The organism is Kineococcus haloalkalitolerans (assembly GCF_050871905.1).
In the GTDB taxonomy this organism is placed as follows: domain Bacteria; phylum Actinomycetota; class Actinomycetes; order Actinomycetales; family Kineococcaceae; genus Kineococcus.
Genome location: NZ_JBJLSH010000061.1, coordinates 1 through 19144 on the forward strand (window position 1 = coordinate 1; position 19144 = coordinate 19144).

Sequence of the window (19144 nt, forward strand, 5' to 3'; positions counted from 1 at the left end):
GCCCCGACCCGGGCGGGTCGGGGCGCTCCGTCGTGCCGGGGACCGCTCAGACGGTGCGGGCCGTCGGGTCCCAGTCCGCCGGCAGCAGCTCGGCCGCCTCGACGGTGCTGGCCACGTCGACGAACCGCCGCTCGCGGATCGACTCGTCGACCGACTCCAGGACGTCGACGACGTGGTGGGCCAGCGCGCCCTGCACGCGGTGCGGGCGGCCCTCGCGCAGCGCGCGCGCCATCTCCAGCACGCCGGTGCCGCGCGTGGAGCGCGCCGTCGTGCTCGTCAGCAGCTCCCACTCGGTGGAGCCGCGGCGCGTGATGCGCACGTCCCCGTCGAAGTTGTTCGGGTCCGGCACCTGCAGGGTCGCCTCGGTGCCGCTGATCTCGACGAAGCCCTGCCGCTGCAGCTGCGAGTCGAAGCTGTAGGTGCTGTTGGCGCTCTGCCCGCTGCGGAACTGCGCCAGGACGCTGACGTGCGTGGGCACGGTCACCTCGAACGACTCCCCGGCCTTCGGGCCGGAGCCGATGACGCGGTTCTCCTGGGCCTTGGAGCCGAGGGCCGCGACGGAGGCCACGGGCCCGAACGCCTGCACCAGCGCGGTGACGTAGTAGGGGCCGATGTCGAACAGCGGGCCCGCGCCGCGCTGGAACAGGAACGCCGGGTTCGGGTGCCACGCCTCGGGGCCGGGCTGCTGCATGAGCGTCAGCGCCGACAGGGGCACGCCGATGTCGCCGCGGCGGATCGCCGCGAGGGACTCCTGCAGCCCGGAACCCAGGAACGTGTCGGGCGCGCAGCCCAGGCGCACCCCGGCGGCGGCGGCCTGCGCCAGCAGCGTCTCGCCGCCGGCGCGGTCCAGCGTCAGCGGCTTCTCGCTCCACACGTGCTTGCCGGCGGCGATGGCCGCCGAGGACACCTCGACGTGCGCCTGCGGGATCGTCAGGTTGACGACGATCTCCACCTCGGGGTGCTGCAGCACGGTGTCGATGCCGCCGTGCGCCGGGACCCCGTGCTCGGCGGCGCGCTTGGCGGCCGCCTCGGGGAACAGGTCGCCGATCGCGTGGACCTGCACGTCCGGGAAGGAGGTGAGGTTCTCCAGGTAGGTGCCGGAGATGACGCCGGCGCCGATGATGCCGATGCCGACGGGGCCGGTGCGGGGCTCGGGGGCGCTCACGCCTGCACCTGCCCGCCGGTGAGGTAGGCGTAGCCGTCGGCGACGGCCTGCTCGAGGTCGCCGGAGGAGTCGTCGAGCTCGACGACGCCCAGCTCGACGTCCACCTCGGGGGAGGTGGCGGCGGCGAGGATGCCGGCCACGTCGACGCGGCCGGTGCCGAGGGCGACCTGGTTCTTCGTGTCGCGGGTGCCGTCGCCGTCCTTCAGGTGCACGGCGGCCACGCGGGTGCCCAGGCGGCGCAGCAGGGCGGGCACGTCCGCGACCCCGCCGACGTGCGCCCAGTAGGTGTCGACCTCCAGGACGACGGCGTCGTCGAGGGAGTCGGCCAGGACCTCCAGGGCGGTGCGCCCGCCGATGAGGTTCTCCAGCTCGAACCAGTGGTTGTGGTAGCCCACGCGCAGGCCGGCGTCGGCGGCGCGCGCGGCGGCGGCGTTCAGCTCGGCGGCCACGGCGGCCACGTCCTCGGCGCTCGTCCAGCGCGCCGGGTCGACGAACGGCTCGATGACGAGGCCGGTGCCGGTGGCCGCGGCGGCGGCGAAGGTGGCGTCGAGGTCGACGGGGGAGGCCCCGGCGACGAGGGAGGTGTGGGCGCTGGGGGCGCTCAGCCCGTGCTCGGCCAGCAGCGGGGCCAGCTGCTCCGCGCGCTCGGCCAGCCCGAACGGCTCCACCTGGGTGAAGCCGACGGCGGCCAGCCGTCCCAGCGTCGCGTCGGCGTCCGCGTCCAGCGCGTCGCGCAGCGTGTACAGCTGCACGGAGATGCGCCCGGGGTCGATGGTCTGCGTCACGTCGTCCTCTCACGTCCCGCGGGAACGTCCCGCTGCGGCACCGCCCGGGCGCGCGCCGCCGGTGGCGACGCCGACCCGAACCGGTTCAGCAACGGTACGGGCAGCCGTCCCCGGCGCGCCAGGGGCCCGGTGGCGGCCCCCGGGCGGGCGCCGCCCGGCGGCCGGGTCCGGCGGCACCGCTTAAGCTCGCGGCGTGCCCGAGGCGCTGACGGACGAGGAGCTGCGGTTCCTGCAGGAGACCTTCGACCTCGCCCGCGAGGGCGCGACGGCGGAGCTGACCGCCCGCGTGGACGCGGGCGTGCCGGTGGACCTGACCAACTCGGTGGGGGACACCCTGCTGCTGCTGGCCGCCTACCACGTGCACGAGGACACCGTGCGGGCGCTGCTGGAGCGCGGCGCGGACCACGCCCGGGTCAACGACAAGGGGCAGACGGCGCTGGGGGCAGCGGTGTTCCGCCAGGCGCGCGGGGTCGTCGAGCTGCTGCTGGCCGCGGGCGCGGACCCGGCGCTGGGCCGGCAGTCCGGCCTGGCCGTCGCGCAGGTGTTCGACCTGCCGGAGATGGCGGAGCTGCTGCGCGGCGCCGGTCGCGCCCCCGACGTCCCCTGAGCTCCCCGGGCCACCCGTCCGGCGCACCACCGGTTCCACCGTTCGGGTGACGTGCCGCCGCGGGCGCCGTCGCTAGCGTCGCCGCGTGCTCGTCCTCGACTCCCTCGTGCGCCGCTTCGGCGACCGGACCGCGCTGGACGGGGTGAGCCTGACCGTCCCCGACGGGCGCATGGTCGGCTTCGTCGGCGCCAACGGCGCCGGCAAGACGACCACCATGCGCATCGCCCTGGGCGTGCTGTCGGCCGACAGCGGCACGGTGACGTTCCGCGGGCGCGTGCCCGACCTGGCCGTGCGCCGCCGCTTCGGCTACATGCCGGAGGAGCGCGGCCTCTACCCCAAGGGCCGGCTGCTGGAGCAGCTGGTGTTCCTCGCCCGCCTGCACGGCGTGGACGCCGCGGCGGCCGCCCGTCGCGCGGGCGAGCTGCTGGAGCGCCTGGGCCTGGGTGACCGCGGCCGCGAGCAGCTGGAGTCCCTGTCGCTGGGCAACCAGCAGCGCGTGCAGGTGGCCGCCGCCCTCGTGCACGACCCGGAGCTGCTCGTCCTCGACGAGCCGTTCTCCGGCCTGGACCCGCTGGCGGTCGACGCCATGGCCGAGCTGCTGCGCGAGCGGGTGCGCGCAGGGGTCGGCGTCCTGTTCTCCAGCCACCAGCTGGACCTCGTCGACCGGCTGTGCGACGAGCTGGTCGTCCTGCACGCCGGGCGCGTCGTGGCGGCCGGGGAGCCGCAGGAGCTGCGCCGCTCCCGCTCGGGGGCGCGCTACCGGGTGGAGGCCGACCCGGCCGTGGACGACCTGTCCTGGCTGGACGCGGTGCCGGGGGTGCGGGTCGCGCGGCGCGAGCGCGGCAGCGCCGAGCTGGAGGTGCTCGCGCCGGGCGCGCAGCGCGAGGTCCTCGACGGCGCGGTGCGCCGCGGCGGCCTGGCCGCGTTCGCGCCGGTCGTGCCCACCCTGTCCGAGCTGTTCCAGGAGGTGTCGCGGTGAGCGCGGGGACCGCGGGCGTGCGGGTCAGCGGGCAGTGGCGGCTGGTCGCCCGCCGCGAGACGACCGAGCGGCTGCGCGACAGGGGCTTCCTGTGGTCCACGGGCCTGCTGCTGGCGATCGTGCTGGCGGCGGTGTTCCTGCCGGGGCTCCTCTCCGGCGGCACCGACCGCTACGACGTGGCGATCGTGCAGGAGACCCGGCCGCTGGTGGAGCGGGCGGGGCCGGGCGAGAGCGGCGTCGAGGTGCGCCTGCGCGAGAGCGACGTCGCCGGTGCCGAGGCGCTGGTGCGCGCCGGGGACGTCGACGCGGCGGTCCTGCCCGCGGCCGGCGGCGGGGACGGCGTGGAGGTCGTCGGCGACACCTCCGTGCCGGGCGCCTTGGCCGAGGTGCTGACCGCCCGCGTGAGCGGGGCGCAGGCCGTCGAGCGCCTGGTCGCGGCCGGGGTGCCGGCCGGGGAGGTCGGGGCGCTGCTGGCCGCGCCCGGCCCGGCGCAGCGGCTGCTGGACCCCTCCGCCGTCGACCCCGTCGTCACCTACGTGCTGGGGCTGGCGTTCGCGGTGCTGTTCCTGCAGATCGTCCTGATCTTCGGCTACTCCATCGCGCAGAGCGTGGTGACGGAGAAGCAGACGCGGGTCGTCGAGCTGCTCGTGGCGACCGTCCCGGTCCGCCAGCTGCTCGTCGGCAAGATCGTCGGCAACGGCCTGCTGGCGCTGGGGCAGCTCGCGCTGATCGTCGGGGTCGGCCTGGCGGGGCTGGCCGTCGCGGAGCCGGAGCTGCTGGCGTCGCTGCCGAGCGTGCCGGCCGCGGCGGGCTGGTTCGTCGTCTTCTTCGTCCTCGGCTTCGCGATGCTCTCGTGCCTGTGGGCGGCGGCGGGCGCGATGGCCAGCCGCCTGGAGGACCTGCAGTCCACCGCGACGCCCGTGCAGATGCTGCTCATGCTGCCGTTCTTCGCCACCTTCTTCGCCACCGAGCCGGGCACGCTGCAGACGGTCCTGTCGTACCTGCCGTTCTCCTCGCCGATGGTCATGCCGCGGCGGGTGCTCGCCGGTGACGTGGCTCTGTGGGAGCCGCTGCTGGCGCTGGGGATCGTGGTGGCCACGGCGGCGCTGCTCGTGGCGGTGGCCGTGCGCCTGTACGAGAACTCGCTGCTGCGCACGGGCCGGGCCCTGTCCTTCCGCGCCGCGTGGCGGCGGGCGGCGTGAGCGGGGTGGGCGGGACGGGCGGCGCGCGCCGGCGTGTCGCGCGCACCGGGCTGCCGGTCGCGGTCGCGGCGGTGGGCGGCAACGCGGTCGCCGGCCGGGCGGCGCTGGCCTGGTTCGCCGGGCTGCGCCGGCCCCGCTGGCAGGTGCCGCTGCCGGTGTTCGCGGGCGTGGGCGTCGCCTACTACGGGGCGATGACGATCGTCCTCGACCGCGCGGACCAGCGGGGCGACGAGCGGGCCCGCCGTGCCGCGCTGGCCGTCCTGGCGGGCAACGAGCTGTGGAACGTCGCCTTCTTCGGCCGCCGCAGCCCGGCCGCGGGCTTCGCCGGGATGCTCGCCTTCACGGTGCCGGTGGGCGTCCTGCTGGCGGCGGTGCGCGAGGACCGGGTGTCCCGGGCGCTCGCCGGCGCCTACGCGCTGTGGGTCGTGGGCTACGACGTGCCGTGGTCCTACCGGCTGTGGCGGCTGAACCCGCCGTCCTGAGCGGTGGTCGCGTGCCCGACGATGGCGCCCGTGGACGGGGTGACGGGCGGCGGGGCCGAGGGCGGGGCCGAGCGCCCGGCGGAGCGGGTGGTGGGCGTCGGCCCGTGGGAGGGCCCGTGGCCCGACGACCCGCGCTACGACCCCGAGCTGCTGCGCGACGGAGACCGCCGCAACGTGGTGGACCGCTACCGCTACTGGTCGAACGAGGCCGTCGTCGCCGACCTCGACACCCGCCGCCACCCCCTGCACGTGGCGGTGGAGAACCACCAGCACGACGCGAACATCGGCTCGATCGTGCGCACGGCCAACGCGGCCAACGTCGCGGGCGTGCACGTGGTCGGCGCGAAGCGGTGGAACCGGCGCGGCGCGATGGTCACCGACCGGTACCTGTCGGTGCACCACCACCCGGACGCGGAGGCGCTGGCCGCGTGGGCGGCGCAGCGGGACCTGCCCCTGGTGGGTGTCGACAACGTCGAGGGCTCGGTGCCGCTGGAGACGTACGACCTGCCCCGCGGGTGCGTCCTGCTGTTCGGCCAGGAGGGGCCGGGCCTGAGCCCGGAGGCGCTCGCGCGCTGCCGCGCCGTGCTGGCCATCGGTCAGTACGGTTCGACGCGGTCGATCAACGTGGGCGCCGCGGCCGCCGTCGCCGTGCACGCCTGGGTGCGGCGGCACGTCTTCGGTCAGGTCCCGCACCCGCCCTCGTGACTTCCGCGGTGGAACGTCGAGCGCGAGCGGTGGCGGTGGTGATCGGCTCTGCGCCGTCCTTGACGGGCCGTGAGGTTCCGGCGTAGAACTCGGGAGTCCTGCTCGACGACGAGAGAGCCCTCCCTCCCATGACCTTCAGCCTCGCCGTCATCGGCGCCGGCCAGTTCGCCGGGTCCTTCACCAAGCTCTGGTCCCTGCACCCCGGCGTCGGCGACATCCACGTCACCGACCTCCTGCCCGAGCGCGCCGAGGCGCTCGTGGCCGAGCAGGGCCTGGCCGGCACCCTGCCCTCGGTCGAGGACGTCCTGGCCTCCGACGTCGACGCCGTCGCGGTCTTCACCCAGCGCTGGACGCACGGGCCCCTCGTGGCCGCTGCCCTGGACGCCGGCAAGCACGTCTACTCCGCCGTCCCCATGGCCATCACGGCCGAGGAGGTGGCCGCGGTCGTCGAGCGCGTCGAGCGCACCGGCCTCGTCTACATGATGGGCGAGACGAGCTACTACAACCCGGCCGTCGTCTACGTGCGCCAGCGCCTGGCCGAGCTCGGCGACGTCTTCTACGCCGAGGGCGACTACGTCCACGACATGGACCTGGGCTTCTACGACGCCTACCGCTACTCCGGCGGGGAGGACTGGAAGGCCACCGCCAGCTACCCGCCCATGCTGTACCCCACCCACGCCGTCGGCGGGGTGCTGGGCGCCCTGCCCACGCACGCCACGAGCGTCAGCTGCATCGGCACCCCCGACCGCCGCGGCGACGGCGTCTTCGACCGCTCGGTGAGCATGTGGGACAACGACGTGTCCAACGCGACCGCGCTCTTCGAGCTCGCCGGCGGCGGCGCGATGCGCACCAACGAGTTCCGCCGCGTCGGCTACCCCTCGCACCTGAAGGAGTCGCGCTTCAGCTTCTTCGGCACCGGCGCCAGCTTCGAGCAGACCGCCCGCAGCAGCGTCTGGCAGGACAAGGAGCGCGTCGACGACGTCACCGACCACCTGCACGCCCGCTCCGGCTCCGCCGACGACCCGGCCCTGGCGGACGTCTCCCCGGCGCTGCGCGCGGCCTTCACGTCCGGGTGCGCGCCCGTGCACGACCGCAGCCGCCTGCCCGCGGAGTTCGAGGGCGCGCGCAACGGCCACGAGGGCAGCCACCACTTCCTCGCCGACGACTTCGTCCGCTCGGTGACCGACGGGACGCTGCCGCCCGTCAACGCGTGGGTCGCGGCCCGCTTCACGCTGCCGGGCATCGTGGCCCACGAGTCGATGCGCCGCGGCGGCGAGCGCCTGCCGGTGCCCGACCACGGCGAGCCGCCCGCCCGCGGCTGACGCGCGGCACGCGCGAGGGCCCCGGACGCGCGCGGCGCGTCCGGGGCCCTCGTGCGCGGGGGAGCGGTCAGCCCCCCGGGGTTCCTCAGGGGAGGACGAGCACCTGCCCGACGCGGATGTGCGCGGGGTTGGCGCCGATGGTGCCGCGGTTGGCGTCGTACAGGGCCGCCCAGCCGCCGGCCACGCCGTTGCGGGCCGCGATGCGGTACAGGGTGTCGCCGGGGGCGACGACGGCCGTGCGGCCGCCGGGGGCCGCGGCGGGGGCGGCCTCGGCGGGCGCGGCCGCGGGGATCGGGGCGGGGGCGGACTCCCACACCGGCGCCGGCGGGGCCGGGTTCAGCAGGCGCTGCTCGGCGCCGACGGGGTCGGCCGCGCCGCGCAGGCCCAGCTTGCGCGAGCAGGAGGGCCAGGCGCGCCAGCCCTGCTTGGCCAGGACGCGCTCGGCGACGACGATCTGCTGCTCGCGGGTGGCCTGGTAGGCGTAGCGGGCGAACTGCCCGCCGCCGAAGCCGGACCACGTGCGGGGGCTGAACTGCAGGCCGCCGTGGTAGCCGTTGCCGGTGTTGATGGCCCAGTTGCCGCCGGACTCGCAGACGGCGAGGCGGTCCCACTCGGACTCGGGCGCGGCCGAGGCGGAGGAGACGGGGCCGACGAGGGCGGCACCGGCCGCGCCGGCGGCGGCCGCGGCCAGCAGGGCGCGGCGCAGGGTGCGGGGGCGTGCGGGGGCGCGACGGGTCGCGGGCATGGCTGTCTACCTCCAACGCCTGCGAGGTGAGCTGTCGGGTTCGGGTCGAAGGTTGTTGACCCGGCCGCCCGTGGGCGGCTTCACCCCGAGGACTCCCGTCCGGCGGTGCCGGCCGGTCGTCCGAGGAACCATGGGTCCCCCGCTCCTGCCCGTCGGAGATCGTGAACCGGCGCGGTGGGCAGGACTCGGCGTGTCCGCGGCCGTGCCCCCGATCGCCTCGGGAGCGGAGTGACGGTAACAAGCCGGAGCGCTCCCGTACACCTCCCCGTGGCCCGATCGTGACCTGCGGGCCCGTCCGCGGCCCGGACGGAGCAGCACGGGGGCCGTGCGTGTGGCACATCTCACGCTGCGCGACGGCCCTCGGCGGGCCGTGCGCGGCGGCCGCTCAGCTGTTGGCGAGCAGCTTGGCCACGGCCTCCTCGATGCGCGGGGTGAAGTCCCCGGCGCGCTCGCCCGGGCGCCCGTGCAGGGGCTCGCCGAAGGTCACGGACACCCGCGGGCGCCCCTTCGACGGCCAGTTCTGCTTGGGGGGCATCGCCTCGTACGTGCCGCGCAGCGCGACCGGCACGACGGGCACCCCGGCCTCCAGGGCCAGGTAGGCCGCGCCCTTCTTGAACGGGCGCATCTCGCCGGTGTAGCTGCGCCCGCCCTCGGCGAAGATCACCAGGCTCCAGCCGTCGGCCAGCAGCTGCGAGGAGGCCTGGGCGCCGCGGCCGCCGCGCCGCTCCAGCGGGAAGGTGCCGATGACCAGCCCGGAGGGGGCCGCGCGCCACCACACGTCGAAGAAGTAGTCCGCGGCCGCCGCCACGGCCACCCGCCGGCGCCGGCGCGGGCCCAGGGCGTCCAGGATGACGGGCGCGTCCAGGTGCGAGGAGTGGTTGGCGACGAGGACCGCGGGCCCGCCCAGGGCGTCCAGGCGCTCGGCGCCGTGCACCTCCAGGCGCAGCTCGGCCGTCAGCAGGGGGTGCAGCACGGCGCGCTGCAGCGCCGAGCGCACGGCCGTGGCCGGGCCCGAGCGCACCCAGTCGTTGCGGTGCACGCGGTGCGGGTCGTCCCCGCCGGGGCCGCCCGGGGCGCCGCCGGAGGGGGCGGTCGCACCGCGGCCGGGGAGCTTGCCGCGCAGCGCGGGCAGCACCCGCCGCCGCCCGCCGGCGGCCATCAGCGTGGTCGTGAGCGTCGTCATCGACGGACCTCCTCGCGCGCGGTGCCGGGCGCGTTCAGCAACGGTGACGGCAGCACCCGCGCATCCTCCCACGACCGGCGGGCAACGCCCCCGCGGACGGGCCGGGCCGGGGCGCGGCCCCGGCCCGTCAGTCGGTGCCGGCGAGCACCTGCTGCGGCACGCGCAGCCGCAGCGTCGGCGAGGTCGCCGCCCAGTCCGCCACCGGCCAGCGCGAGGCCCGCGCGACCCGGAACAGCGGCACGTCGGGGGAGACGGCCGTCGGGTTGCCCACGGCCTTCAGCAGCGGCAGGTCCGAGTGGGAGTCGGCGTAGGCGTAGGAGGCGGCCAGGTCCGCCCCCTCGACCTCCGCGTAGCGGCGCAGCCAGGCCGCGCGCGCCTCGCCCACCAGCGGCGGGGAGGTCAGGAAGCCCGTGGCGCGGCGCACGCCGTCGGCGCCGACCTCCTCCTCCAGCTCGGTGCACACCACCTCGTCGAACAGCCCGGACAGCGGCCGCGTCACGGTGCGCACGTCGCCGGTCATGAGCACGGTGCGGTGGCCGGCGTCGCGGTGGGCCTGGATGCGCTTGAGGGCGTCGGAGCTGACGCGGTGCAGCAGCTTGGGACCGTGCACGTCGTCCACGAAGCGCTCGAGCACGTCGAGGTCCACCCCGGCGTAGCCGCGGAACAGCGAGCGCAGGAAGCTGCCGCGGTCCTTGCGCTCGGCGGCGATCCAGCCGGGCAGGTTCCGCACCACGCGCCCGAACTCGGCCACCCGCGCGGGCGCGCCCAGCCCGGACAGCCGGAGCTCCAGGTAGGTGTCCACGACGGTGCCCGGCAGCAGGGTGCCGGCGAGGTCGAAGACCGCCAGGACGGGCGGGCCACCGGGGGTGGCGGGCACCAGGTCGCGGGGGCCCGAGCGCTCGGCGGCCCTGCGGCGGGCGCGGATCTGCTCGTACTTGCGCATCTGCCCGGTGACGCTGGGGCAGTGGGTGTCCTCCCAGTACTGCTTCCAGTCGATGACGGAGGTGTCGAAGCCGAACTCCTCGACGTCGGCGGGGTCCAGCGACCGGTGCAGGGCCAGGGTGTTGTCGTCGACGAAGCGCAGCTCCGCCTCGGTGTACGCCTTGTACAGGTCCATGTAGCGGCGGGCGAACTCCACCTGGCGGCGGGTGCCGTCGATCTTGCGGGAGACCTGGCGCACCCGCTCCGAGCGCGGCGCCAGCGCGAGGACGCGCTCACCGGCGGCCGTCAGCAGCTCGCCGGTGCGCACCTTGCGCTCGACCTTGCCGACCCCGGGGAACTGCCACGTCGGCATGACCTCGGGGGAGGAGTCGAAGGGGTGCTGGACGAAGTAGTTGCGCACGTGCGTGTACAGGCCGCGGAAGGTGATGGGGTTCCGGTTGCCCGAGGACACGTGGTAGTACGCCGGCTGCGACAGCGGCGGCGGAGCGGCGGAGGCGGCGATGATCGCGTTGACGACGTGGTCGATCGGCACGACGTCGAGCACGGAGTCGGGGGCGGCCGGGAACTCCGTCAGCTCGCCCTTGCCGTAGGCCAGGATGATCGGCTCGGCCATCTTGAAGCCCTCGATCCACCCCGGGTGCGGGTGCTGCAGGGCCGACTCGACGATGCTGGGGCGCAGGACCGTCGTGGGCACCACCGGGGCGGCGACCTCCTCCACGAGGCGCTCGCCCATCGCCTTGGTGAACGTGTAGCAGTCCGTCCAGCCCAGGGTGCGGGCGCGCTCCTTGCCCGCGGCCTTCTGCTGCTCGACGACCCAGCGGACCCGGCGCTCCTCCGCGCCGGCGGCCACGCTCAGCGGCCCGGCGCGGCCGTGGTCGCGCTCGGCGGCGCGCAGGAACTCGCGCAGCCGCGGCTCCAGGCGGGAGTCCTCCTCGATGCGGGCGGCCAGCTGCAGCCCCGCGGTGGTCTCCTTGCGCCAGTCCACCTCGTGCTCGACCGCGCGCTCGGGGACGGCGCCGCGGCGGCGCCCGCCCACGTACGCCGTCGACACGTGCACGTAGTGCACGGGCCGGCCCGAGGCGGCCGCGGCCTCCAGCGTGCGGTCGACCATCGCCTGCGTGCCCAGGACGTTGGTGGTGAACGCGTCCTGGATGAGCGGGTCGAAGGAGACGTCGCCCGCGCAGTGCACGACGACGTCGACGTCGGCGGGGAACTCCGGCACCGAGGCCAGGTCGCCCTCGAGGACCTCCACCCGCGTCTTCAGCAGGTCGTCGACGTCCCCGGCCGCTGCGAAGATCGGCTTGCGCAGCAGGGCCCGCACGCGGTCCTCGCCGCTCTGACCGGGCTTGGGGCGCACGAGCACCACCACGCGGGTCCCCGGCAGGTCCACCAGCAGCCGTTGCACCAGCGCCTCACCGATGAAGCCGGTGACACCGGTCAGCAGGAGCCGCTTGCCGTCGAGCTGGTCAGCCAATCGCACCGGGCGATCCTGCCACGACCGCGGTCCCCGGCCCGAACGCCGACCGCCCGCGTGCGCCCGGCCTAGGCTGCCCGCGTGGAGCTGGCGTGCTGGCAGACGGCGGGGACGAGCGGCGAGCCGGGGGAGCCGGGGGACCCCGCGGTCGTGGAGGCGAACCTCGCCGCGCTCGACGCGGCGGCCGCGGAGGCCGCCGCCGGCGGGGCGGACCTGCTGGTGACGCCCGAGATGGTCCTCACCGGGTACGCCGTCGGCCGGGAGGCGGTGCACCGCCTGGCCGGGCTGCCGCTGGCCGAGCGCGTGGCCGAGGTCGCCCGCCGGCACCGCCTGGCCGTGGTCGCCGGCCTGCCCGAGCTGGACGGCGGCGCCTGCTGGAACACCGCCCTGGCCGTCGGCGCCGACGGCGAGGTCCTGGCCCGGCACCGCAAGGCCCACCTGTTCGGCGAGCTGGACCGCGGCACCTTCGCTCCCGGCGGGCGCCTGGTCACCACGTTCGACCTGCCCGGCGCCGGGGGCGTCCGGGTCGCGCTGCTCGTCTGCTACGACGTGGAGTTCCCCGAGGCCGTGCGCGCCGCGGCGCTGGCCGGCGCCCACCTCGTCGCCGTGCCCACCGCGCAGATGGAGCCGTTCGCCTGGGTGGCCGAGGAGCTGGTCCGGGTGCGGGCGTGGGAGAACCAGCTGTACGTGGCCTACGTGGACCGGGTCGGCGCCGAGGGCGACCTCGTCTACGTGGGCCGCAGCAGCGTCGTCGACCCCTCCGGCGCCGTGCTGGCGAGCGCCCGCGACGGCGAGGCCCTGCTGCGGGCCACCGTCGACCCGCGCCGGGTCGCCGCCGCGCAGCGGGCCAACCCCTACCTCGCCGACCGGCGCACCGACCTGTACTGAGCTCGCCGGCCCCCGGAGGTCGTCACCGGCGCGTCCGGCGCGACAGCGGGGCGTGACGGGTCCACCATCTGCCGCGGACCACCCCACGGACCGCGAGGAGGCGGACGGTGCCCAGTCACACCCCCACGGAGCACGAGGCAGGAGCACGGCTGCCGCGCCGGCGGCCCTCGCCGCGCTCGGTCGTCGTCTGGACCCTGGTGGCGCTGGTCGGCGCCACCTGCTGGACGGTGCTCGCCCTGGCGCGCGGCGAGGAGGTCAACGCGCTGTGGATCCTGTTCGCGGCGCTGGCCTCCTACGCGATCGCCTACCGCTTCTACGCCCGGTTCATCACGTACCGGGTGCTGCGCGCCGACGACTCCCGCGCCACCCCGGCCGAGCGCCTGCACAACGGCGTCGACTACGAGGTCACCGACCGGCGCGTGCTGTTCGGCCACCACTTCGCCGCCATCGCCGGCGCCGGCCCGCTCGTCGGGCCCGTGCTCGCGGCGCAGATGGGCTACCTGCCCGGGACGATCTGGATCGTCGTCGGCGTCATCTTCGCCGGGGCCGTGCAGGACCTGACGGTCCTGTTCTTCTCGATGCGCCGCGACGGCAAGAGCCTGGGGCAGATGGTGCGCGAGGAGATCGGCCCGGTCGGCGGCGCCGCGGCCCTCGTCGCCGTCTTCGCCATCATGATCATCATCCTGGCGGTGCTGGCGCTCATCGTCGTCAACGCCCTCGCCGAGTCCCCGTGGGGCGTGTTCTCCATCGCCCTGACCATCCCCATCGCCCTGTTCATGGGCGTGTACCTGCGCTACCTGCGCCCCGGCAAGGTGCTGGAGGCCACCGGGATCGGCGTCGTCCTGCTGCTGGCGGCCATCGTCGGCGGCGGCTACGTCGAGCAGCTCGGCCTGGCCGAGGACCTCACGCTGTCCCCGGAGACGCTGGTCATCGCCCTCGTCGCGTACGGGTTCGTCGCCTCGGTGCTGCCGGTGTGGCTGCTGCTGACCCCGCGCGACTACCTGTCGACGTTCATGAAGATCGGCGTCATCGTGCTGCTGGCGGCCAGCCTGCTGGTGGCCCGGCCCGTCCTGGCCAACCAGGCCGTCACCGACTTCGCCCGCGAGGGGAACGGCCCGGTCTTCGCCGGCTCGCTGTTCCCGTTCGTGTTCATCACCATCGCGTGCGGAGCCCTGTCGGGGTTCCACGCGCTCATCGCCTCCGGCACGACGCCCAAGATGATCGCCAAGGAGCGCCAGGTCCGGCTCATCGGCTACGGCGGCATGCTCATGGAGAGCTTCGTCGCGATCAGCGCCCTCATCGCCGCCTCGGTCATCGACCAGGGGATCTACTACGCGATGAACTCCCCGGCCGGGGCCACGGGCGGCGACCCCGTCTCCGCCGCGCAGTTCGTCACCGGGCTCGGGTTCGCCACGACGCCGGAGACCCTCACCGCGGCCGCGCAGGCCGTGGAGGAACCCAGCCTCGTCTCCCGCACCGGCGGCGCCCCGGCCCTGGCGCTGGGCATCTCGCAGGTGTTCCACGAGGCGTTCGGCGGCGGCCTGCAGGCGTTCTGGTACCACTTCGCGATCATGTTCGAGGCGCTGTTCATCCTCACCGCCGTCGACGCCGGCACCCGGGTGGGCCGGTTCATGCTCCAGGACACCGTCGGCAACGTGTGGAAGCGCTTCGGCGACCTGTCGTGGCGGCCGGGGATCCTGCTGTCCAGCGCCGTCGTCGTCGGCGCCTGGGGGTACTTCCTGTGGGTGGGGGTCACCGACCCGCTGGGCGGCATCAACCAGCTCTTCCCGCTGTTCGGCATCGCCAACCAGCTCCTCGCGGCGATCGCCCTCACCCTGGCGACGACGCTGCTGATCAAGCACGGGCGGCTGCGCTGGGCGTGGGTGACGGGGGTGCCGCTGGCGTGGGACCTGACGACCACGATGACCGCCAGCTACCAGAAGGTGTTCTCCGCCGACCCGCTCATCGGCTACTTCGCCAACGCCGCCCGCTTCCGCGAGGCGCAGGCCCGCGGCGAGGTCCTCGCCCCCGCGCGGGACGCCGGCCAGATGCAGCAGGTCATCACGAACTCGACCGTCAACGGCGTGCTGCAGTCGGTGTTCGCGCTCCTCGTGCTCGTCGTGCTCGCCAACGCGGTGGTCGTCGTGGTGCGGGCGCTGCGCGCCGGCGGGTCGCTGCCCACCACCGAGGTGCCGGCGCGGCCCTCGCGCCTGGTGGAGCCGGCGGGCATCGTGCCCACGCCCGAGGAGCGCCGCGCGCTGGCGGAGCGGACGACGGCCGGGGCGCCGCGGTGAGGCGCCTGGTCGCGGGCCTGCGCTGGTACCTGCACCAGGTGAGCGGTGAAGCGCGCTGGGAGGCGTACCTGGCCGGGTGCGCCGAGCACGGCCACCGGCCGCTGAGCCGGCGCGAGTTCGAGCGCCGCCGCGCCGACGCCCGCGCGGGCGCCGCCGGCGCCCGCTGCTGCTGAGACGACCCTGAGGGCCGTATCTAGACAGTTCGTGGTGCGGCGGGCACGATCCGTGCATGGCTCGCTTCCGCGTCACCGTGCTCGGTCACCGGCCCGCCACGCCCGCGCTGGGCGGCGCGGCGGTCTTCGAGACCGTCTCGCTGCGCGCGCCGGACGCCGCCGCGGCCCGCGACCTCGCCGTGCGCGGCGTCGAGCGGGCCGCGGGGCGGGCCGGTGCGGGTGTCCCGGCGGTCGCGGTCGACTCGGTGAGCGTGGAGCGGCTGCGCTTCGGCCGCGCCCCCGTCCTGGTGGCCGACCGCTGAGCCGCCCGTCCCCGCGCCGGGCGGCGGTGCCCGCGTGAGCGGTGCCGGCCCGCACCGCGTCGCGATGAGCGAGGAGGAGTTCGAGGACGCCGTCGCCGACGCCCTCGACGAGATCCCCGCCGAGCTGGCCCGGCTCGTGGACAACGTCGTCGTCCTGGTGGCCGACGACCCCGAGCCGCCGCTGCCGCCGGACCTGCTGGGCGTCTACGAGGGCACCCCGCTCACCGAGCGCGGCTCCTGGTGGGCGGCCGGGTCCCTGCCCGACCGCATCACGGTGTTCCGCAACCCCACGCTGGCCGTGTGCGCCGACCGCGACGAGGTCGTCGACGAGGTGCGCACGACGGTCGTGCACGAGGTGGCCCACCACTTCGGCATCGACGACGAGCGGTTGCACGAGCTGGGCTGGGGCTGACCCGCGCCCCCCGCCGGCCCCCCGCCGACCCCGCGCGCCCGGCCGCGGGAAGCCCGGCGGGCGGGCCCGCGTTGCACCGGCATGACCACGCAGGCCCCCGGCCGCACCCCCGGCTCGTTCGACGCCCTCAGCTTCGGCCTGGCGCGCGAGGCCGTCGAGGAGCGCCGGTTCACCGAGGCGGTCTCCTCGCTGGAGCCGCTGCTGGAGCGCCACCCCGACGACCGCGCCCTGCGCGAGCTGCTGGCCCGCGCCTACTTCGGCGCCGCGATGCTCGCCAAGGCGGAGGCCCAGGCGCGCGAGCTGGTGCGCCGCAGCCCCTCCGACGGCTACGCGCACCTGCTGCTGTCGCGCTCCCTGGAGCGGCAGAGCCGGCACTCCGAGGCGCGCGGGCACCGCGTCATGGCGCACGTCCTGGGCGCCGGCGCCTGACGTCGCGGCGGCGCCCCGGCGCGCGCGTCAGACCAGCGCGACGAGGTCCTGCACCGAGTCCACGACGCGGTGGGGGCGGAACGGGAACCGCTCCACCTGCTCCCGCCGCGTCGACCCGGTGAGCACCAGGAACGTGCGCAGCCCCGCCTCGATGCCGGCCACGACGTCGGTGTCCATCCGGTCGCCGATCATCGCGGTGGTCTCCGAGTGGGCCTCGATGCGGTTCATCGCCGAGCGGAACATCATCGGGTTCGGCTTGCCGACGAAGTACGGCTCGGCGCCCGTGGCGCGCGTGATGAGCGCCGCCACCGACCCCGTCGCGGGCAGCGACCCCTCCGCCGAGGGACCCGTGGCGTCGGGGTTCGTCGCGATGAAGCGCGCCCCGCCCTCGACGAGGCGGATCCCCCGGGTGATCGCCTCGAAGGAGTACGTGCGGGTCTCGCCGAGGACGACGTAGTCCGGGTCGCGGTCGGTCATGGTGAACCCCGCCTCGTGCAGGGCCGTCGTCAGGCCGGACTCGCCGATGACGTACGCCGACCCTCCCGGCATCTGCCGCGCCAGGAAGTCCGCCGTGGCCAGCGCCGACGTCCAGATCGCCTCCTCGGGGACCGTGATGCCGCTGCGCGACAGGCGCGCGGCCAGGTCGCGCGGGGTGAAGATCGAGTTGTTCGTCAGGACGAGGAACCGGCGGCCGGTGTCGACCAGCCGGGCCAGGAACTCCGCCGCGCCGGGCAGCGCGGCGTCCTCGTGGACGAGGACGCCGTCCATGTCCGTCAGCCAGCACTCGATGCCCTCGTGGACGTCGTGGTCGCTCACCGCAGCCTCCTCAGGCCGGTCCGTCGTCGAGCCCCGCCAGGACCGTCGCCGACCCGGACAGGCCGAGCCGGGTGGCGCCGGCGTCCAGCAGGGCGAGGGCGACCTCGGTGGTGCGGATGCCGCCGCTGGCCTTGATGCCCAGGCGCCCGCCGACGGCCGCGTGCATGACCTCCACGGCGTGGACGCTGGCCCCGCCGTCGGGGTGGAAGCCGGTGGACGTCTTGACGAAGTCGGCGCCGGCCTCCTCCGCCGCGCGGCACACGTCGGTCAGGACGCCGTCGGGCAGGGCGGCGGACTCGACGATGACCTTGAGCACGCCGGGGGCGGGCACGGCGGCGCGCACGGCGGCGATGTCGGCGCGCACGGCGTCCACGTCGCCGGCCAGCGCGGCGCCGACGTCGATGACCATGTCGACCTCGTCCGCGCCGGCGCGCACGGCCTCGGCGGCCTCGGCGGCCTTGACCGCGCTGGTGTGCTTGCCGGAGGGGAAGCCGCAGACCGTGGCGACGACCAGGCCCTCGCCGTCGACGGCGTGCAGCATGTTCGGGGAGACGCAGACGGCGAGGACGCCGAGCTCGCGGGCGGCGTCGCACAGCAGCCGCACGTCCTCGGCGGTCGCCTCGGGCTTGAGCAGCGTGTGGTCGACGAGGCGCGCGACGTCGGCGCGCGTGCGGACGGGGGACCCGGGGGCGCTCACACGGGGGAGTCTGCCAGTCCCGCCGCCGGGTCGGTCAGGGGCGCGTCCGCGGCCACGAGGCGGTCGCGACCGCCCGTCTTCGCGGCGTACAGGGCCTCGTCGGCGCGGTGCAGCAGGACGGCGGGGTCCTCGGCGCCGTCCCAGCGGGCGACGCCGACCGAGCAGGTCTGGCCGTCGGGCACGACGGTGCGCAGGCCGTCCAGGCGCTCCAGCGCGGCGGTGCCGGCGGCCGGGCCCGCTCCGCCCGGCAGCAGCACGGCGAACTCCTCCCCGCCCCAGCGGGCCAGGAACCCGTCGGCGCCCAGGTGCTCGGACCAGGCCGCGGTGGCGGCCTTCAGCAGCTCGTCGCCGGCCTGGTGGCCGCGGGTGTCGTTGTAGCGCTTGAACAGGTCGAGGTCGACGAGGGCGACGTGCAGGGCGCCGCCCTCGCGGCGGGCGCGCGCGCACGCCCGGGACAGCTCGTGGTCCCAGGTGCGGCGGTTGGCGATCCCGGTGAGGGGGTCGGTCCGCGCCAGCGCGGCCAGCTGCACGGCCTGGCTGCGCACCTGCTGCAGCAGGTCGTGCACCCGCGCGACGACCAGGCACACCAGCGCGACGGAGCCGGCTGCCAGCCACGCGGTGGGCGTCGGGCGTCCCGTCACGGCCAGGACGCCGAGCACGCCGGAGGGCAGGACGGCCGCCAGGGCGAGCAGGACCAGCCGCCCGACGGTCAGGCCGCCGCCGTCGACGGGCTTCTTCTCCGCCAGCGTCGGCGCCGAGGCGGTGCAGGCGGCGACCGCGCTGCCGACGTAGAACAGCTGCCAGAGGGCGTTCATCAGCCGCGTCGTGGTGTCCCCGCCGTCCGCGAACTGGTGGAACGTCATGAGGACGTCGGCGACGACGGTGGAGGTGACCGCGCCGGCGAGCCACCAGAACGCCGCGGTGCGCGCGCCGGGCCCGGTGATCATCCGCGCGAGCAGGAACACCCACAGGACGTCGGCGACGGGGTAGGTGGCGGCCAGCACGCGCACCAGCGCCGGCTGGGAGCTGTCCGTGGCGGCGGGCAGCACCACGAAGACGCCGAAGAGCACCGCGGCGCTGAGGGTCAGGACGGCGGCGTCGAGGAGGTTGCCGCGGTGGGTGCTCCCGCCGCGCTGCCGGTTCAGCCCGAGCAGGCCGACGGTGACGGGCACGTAGGCCAGCAGGTAGACGGCGTCGGCCGGGGTGGGCCAGCTCTCGTTGCCGGCGATCTCCAGCCCGGCGAACAGGAGCTCCCCGGCCACGTACAGGCACAGCGCGGCCAGCAGCCACCGCCACGGCCCGCGCCGCGCCGCCGGGACCCGTCGCACGGCGACGGCCATGAGGGCGGTGGCCGCCAGCACGGGCACGAGGTAGGCCGCCGCGCCGGCCGTCGTGCCGGGAGCGACCAGCGCGGCCAGCGGCACCGTGAGCAGCGTCGGGGGCGGGGGGTCGTGCATGCGGGGGGGGGGGGGCGGGGGGGGGGGGGTTGCGGGGGGGTCGGTGGGCAGGAGGTGCTCCTCGGGTCTTCCGGCGGCCCCCGGG

20 protein-coding genes and 1 riboswitch are annotated in these 19144 nt (G+C 75.9%); of the genes, 12 read left to right on the forward strand and 8 right to left on the reverse strand.

What is annotated here, in order from left to right; all coding sequences use genetic code 11:
* Window positions 1-46 precede the first annotated feature (46 nt).
* Both ACRYMY_RS17860 and ACRYMY_RS17865 read right to left on the reverse strand, forming a co-directional pair.
* Complete coding sequence (locus tag ACRYMY_RS17860) at window positions 47-1165, reverse strand: Gfo/Idh/MocA family protein (protein WP_432548568.1); 1119 nt, start codon at window positions 1163-1165, stop codon at window positions 47-49.
* Window positions 1162-1950, reverse strand: a complete 789-nt coding sequence (locus tag ACRYMY_RS17865; RefSeq protein ID WP_432548569.1) for a sugar phosphate isomerase/epimerase family protein — start codon at window positions 1948-1950, stop codon at window positions 1162-1164. The genes ACRYMY_RS17860 and ACRYMY_RS17865 overlap by 4 nt, the downstream gene beginning before the upstream one ends.
* A gap of 193 nt (window positions 1951-2143) precedes the next feature.
* Between ACRYMY_RS17865 and ACRYMY_RS17870 the strand changes: the two genes are divergently transcribed.
* The 6 genes from ACRYMY_RS17870 (at window position 2144) to ACRYMY_RS17895 (ending at window position 7247) form a co-directional block, all read left to right on the forward strand.
* A complete protein-coding gene (locus ACRYMY_RS17870) occupies window positions 2144-2557 on the forward strand; it encodes an ankyrin repeat domain-containing protein (protein ID WP_432548570.1) in 414 nt (137 codons plus the stop codon).
* Between the two features lie 85 nt (window positions 2558-2642).
* Entirely contained in the window at window positions 2643-3536 is an 894-nt protein-coding gene (locus ACRYMY_RS17875) for an ABC transporter ATP-binding protein (RefSeq protein ID WP_432548571.1), read from the forward strand.
* Window positions 3533-4738 (forward strand): ABC transporter permease, encoded by a 1206-nt coding sequence (locus ACRYMY_RS17880; protein WP_432548572.1) that lies wholly within the window; start codon window positions 3533-3535, stop codon window positions 4736-4738. Before ACRYMY_RS17875 ends, ACRYMY_RS17880 begins: the two co-directional genes overlap by 4 nt.
* Window positions 4735-5220 (forward strand): TspO/MBR family protein, encoded by a 486-nt coding sequence (locus ACRYMY_RS17885; RefSeq protein ID WP_432548573.1) that lies wholly within the window; start codon window positions 4735-4737, stop codon window positions 5218-5220. Before ACRYMY_RS17880 ends, ACRYMY_RS17885 begins: the two co-directional genes overlap by 4 nt.
* A 21-nt stretch (window positions 5221-5241) precedes the next feature.
* Window positions 5242-5925: a TrmH family RNA methyltransferase gene (locus tag ACRYMY_RS17890; RefSeq protein WP_432548574.1), complete on the forward strand. Its 684-nt coding sequence runs from the start codon at window positions 5242-5244 to the stop codon at window positions 5923-5925.
* A 128-nt stretch (window positions 5926-6053) separates the two neighbouring features.
* Complete coding sequence (locus ACRYMY_RS17895) at window positions 6054-7247, forward strand: Gfo/Idh/MocA family protein (RefSeq protein WP_432548575.1); 1194 nt, start codon at window positions 6054-6056, stop codon at window positions 7245-7247.
* An 85-nt stretch (window positions 7248-7332) separates the two neighbouring features.
* Here ACRYMY_RS17895 and ACRYMY_RS17900 read toward each other — a convergent pair whose 3' ends face one another.
* From ACRYMY_RS17900 to ACRYMY_RS17910, 3 genes are all read right to left on the reverse strand, one after another.
* Window positions 7333-7992, reverse strand: coding sequence for a LysM peptidoglycan-binding domain-containing protein (locus ACRYMY_RS17900; protein WP_432548576.1), 660 nt, complete (start codon window positions 7990-7992; stop codon window positions 7333-7335).
* A 1-nt stretch (window position 7993) separates the two neighbouring features.
* Window positions 7994-8174, reverse strand: a riboswitch (cyclic di-AMP (ydaO/yuaA leader).
* 203 nt (window positions 8175-8377) lie between these two features.
* On the reverse strand, window positions 8378-9175 hold the full coding sequence (locus ACRYMY_RS17905) for a lysophospholipid acyltransferase family protein (protein ID WP_432548577.1): 798 nt from the start codon (window positions 9173-9175) through the stop codon (window positions 8378-8380).
* A 127-nt stretch (window positions 9176-9302) separates the two neighbouring features.
* Window positions 9303-11597, reverse strand: coding sequence for an SDR family oxidoreductase (locus ACRYMY_RS17910; protein WP_432548578.1), 2295 nt, complete (start codon window positions 11595-11597; stop codon window positions 9303-9305).
* A 75-nt stretch (window positions 11598-11672) separates the two neighbouring features.
* Here ACRYMY_RS17910 and ACRYMY_RS17915 point away from each other — a divergent pair, with 75 nt between their 5' ends.
* The 6 genes from ACRYMY_RS17915 to ACRYMY_RS17940 all read left to right on the forward strand — a co-directional run bounded on the left by ACRYMY_RS17915 (window position 11673) and on the right by ACRYMY_RS17940 (window position 16089).
* Window positions 11673-12479, forward strand: a complete 807-nt coding sequence (locus ACRYMY_RS17915; protein WP_432548579.1) for a nitrilase-related carbon-nitrogen hydrolase — start codon at window positions 11673-11675, stop codon at window positions 12477-12479.
* Between the two features lie 107 nt (window positions 12480-12586).
* On the forward strand, window positions 12587-14773 hold the full coding sequence (locus tag ACRYMY_RS17920) for a carbon starvation CstA family protein (protein ID WP_432548580.1): 2187 nt from the start codon (window positions 12587-12589) through the stop codon (window positions 14771-14773).
* Window positions 14770-14946: a CstA-like transporter-associated (seleno)protein gene (locus ACRYMY_RS17925; protein ID WP_432548581.1), complete on the forward strand. Its 177-nt coding sequence runs from the start codon at window positions 14770-14772 to the stop codon at window positions 14944-14946. Before ACRYMY_RS17920 ends, ACRYMY_RS17925 begins: the two co-directional genes overlap by 4 nt.
* A gap of 56 nt (window positions 14947-15002) precedes the next feature.
* Window positions 15003-15248 (forward strand): hypothetical protein, encoded by a 246-nt coding sequence (locus ACRYMY_RS17930; protein WP_432548582.1) that lies wholly within the window; start codon window positions 15003-15005, stop codon window positions 15246-15248.
* 64 nt (window positions 15249-15312) lie between these two features.
* Window positions 15313-15660, forward strand: coding sequence for a metallopeptidase family protein (locus ACRYMY_RS17935; protein WP_432548586.1), 348 nt, complete (start codon window positions 15313-15315; stop codon window positions 15658-15660).
* Between the two features lie 81 nt (window positions 15661-15741).
* Complete coding sequence (locus ACRYMY_RS17940) at window positions 15742-16089, forward strand: tetratricopeptide repeat protein (protein ID WP_432548583.1); 348 nt, start codon at window positions 15742-15744, stop codon at window positions 16087-16089.
* Between the two features lie 27 nt (window positions 16090-16116).
* Here the strand turns inward: ACRYMY_RS17940 and ACRYMY_RS17945 are convergent, their stop codons facing one another.
* The 3 genes from ACRYMY_RS17945 to ACRYMY_RS17955 are packed head-to-tail and all read right to left on the reverse strand — an operon-like array spanning window position 16117 to window position 19059.
* Window positions 16117-16857 carry an HAD-IIA family hydrolase gene (locus ACRYMY_RS17945; protein WP_432548587.1) on the reverse strand — a complete coding sequence of 247 codons (741 nt, stop codon included), beginning with the start codon at window positions 16855-16857 and terminating at the stop codon, window positions 16117-16119.
* 58 nt (window positions 16858-16915) lie between these two features.
* Window positions 16916-17602, reverse strand: coding sequence for a deoxyribose-phosphate aldolase (deoC, locus tag ACRYMY_RS17950; protein WP_432548584.1), 687 nt, complete (start codon window positions 17600-17602; stop codon window positions 16916-16918).
* A complete protein-coding gene (locus ACRYMY_RS17955) occupies window positions 17599-19059 on the reverse strand; it encodes a GGDEF domain-containing protein (RefSeq protein WP_432548585.1) in 1461 nt (486 codons plus the stop codon). The genes deoC and ACRYMY_RS17955 overlap by 4 nt, the downstream gene beginning before the upstream one ends.
* Between the last annotated feature and the right edge of the window lie 85 nt (window positions 19060-19144).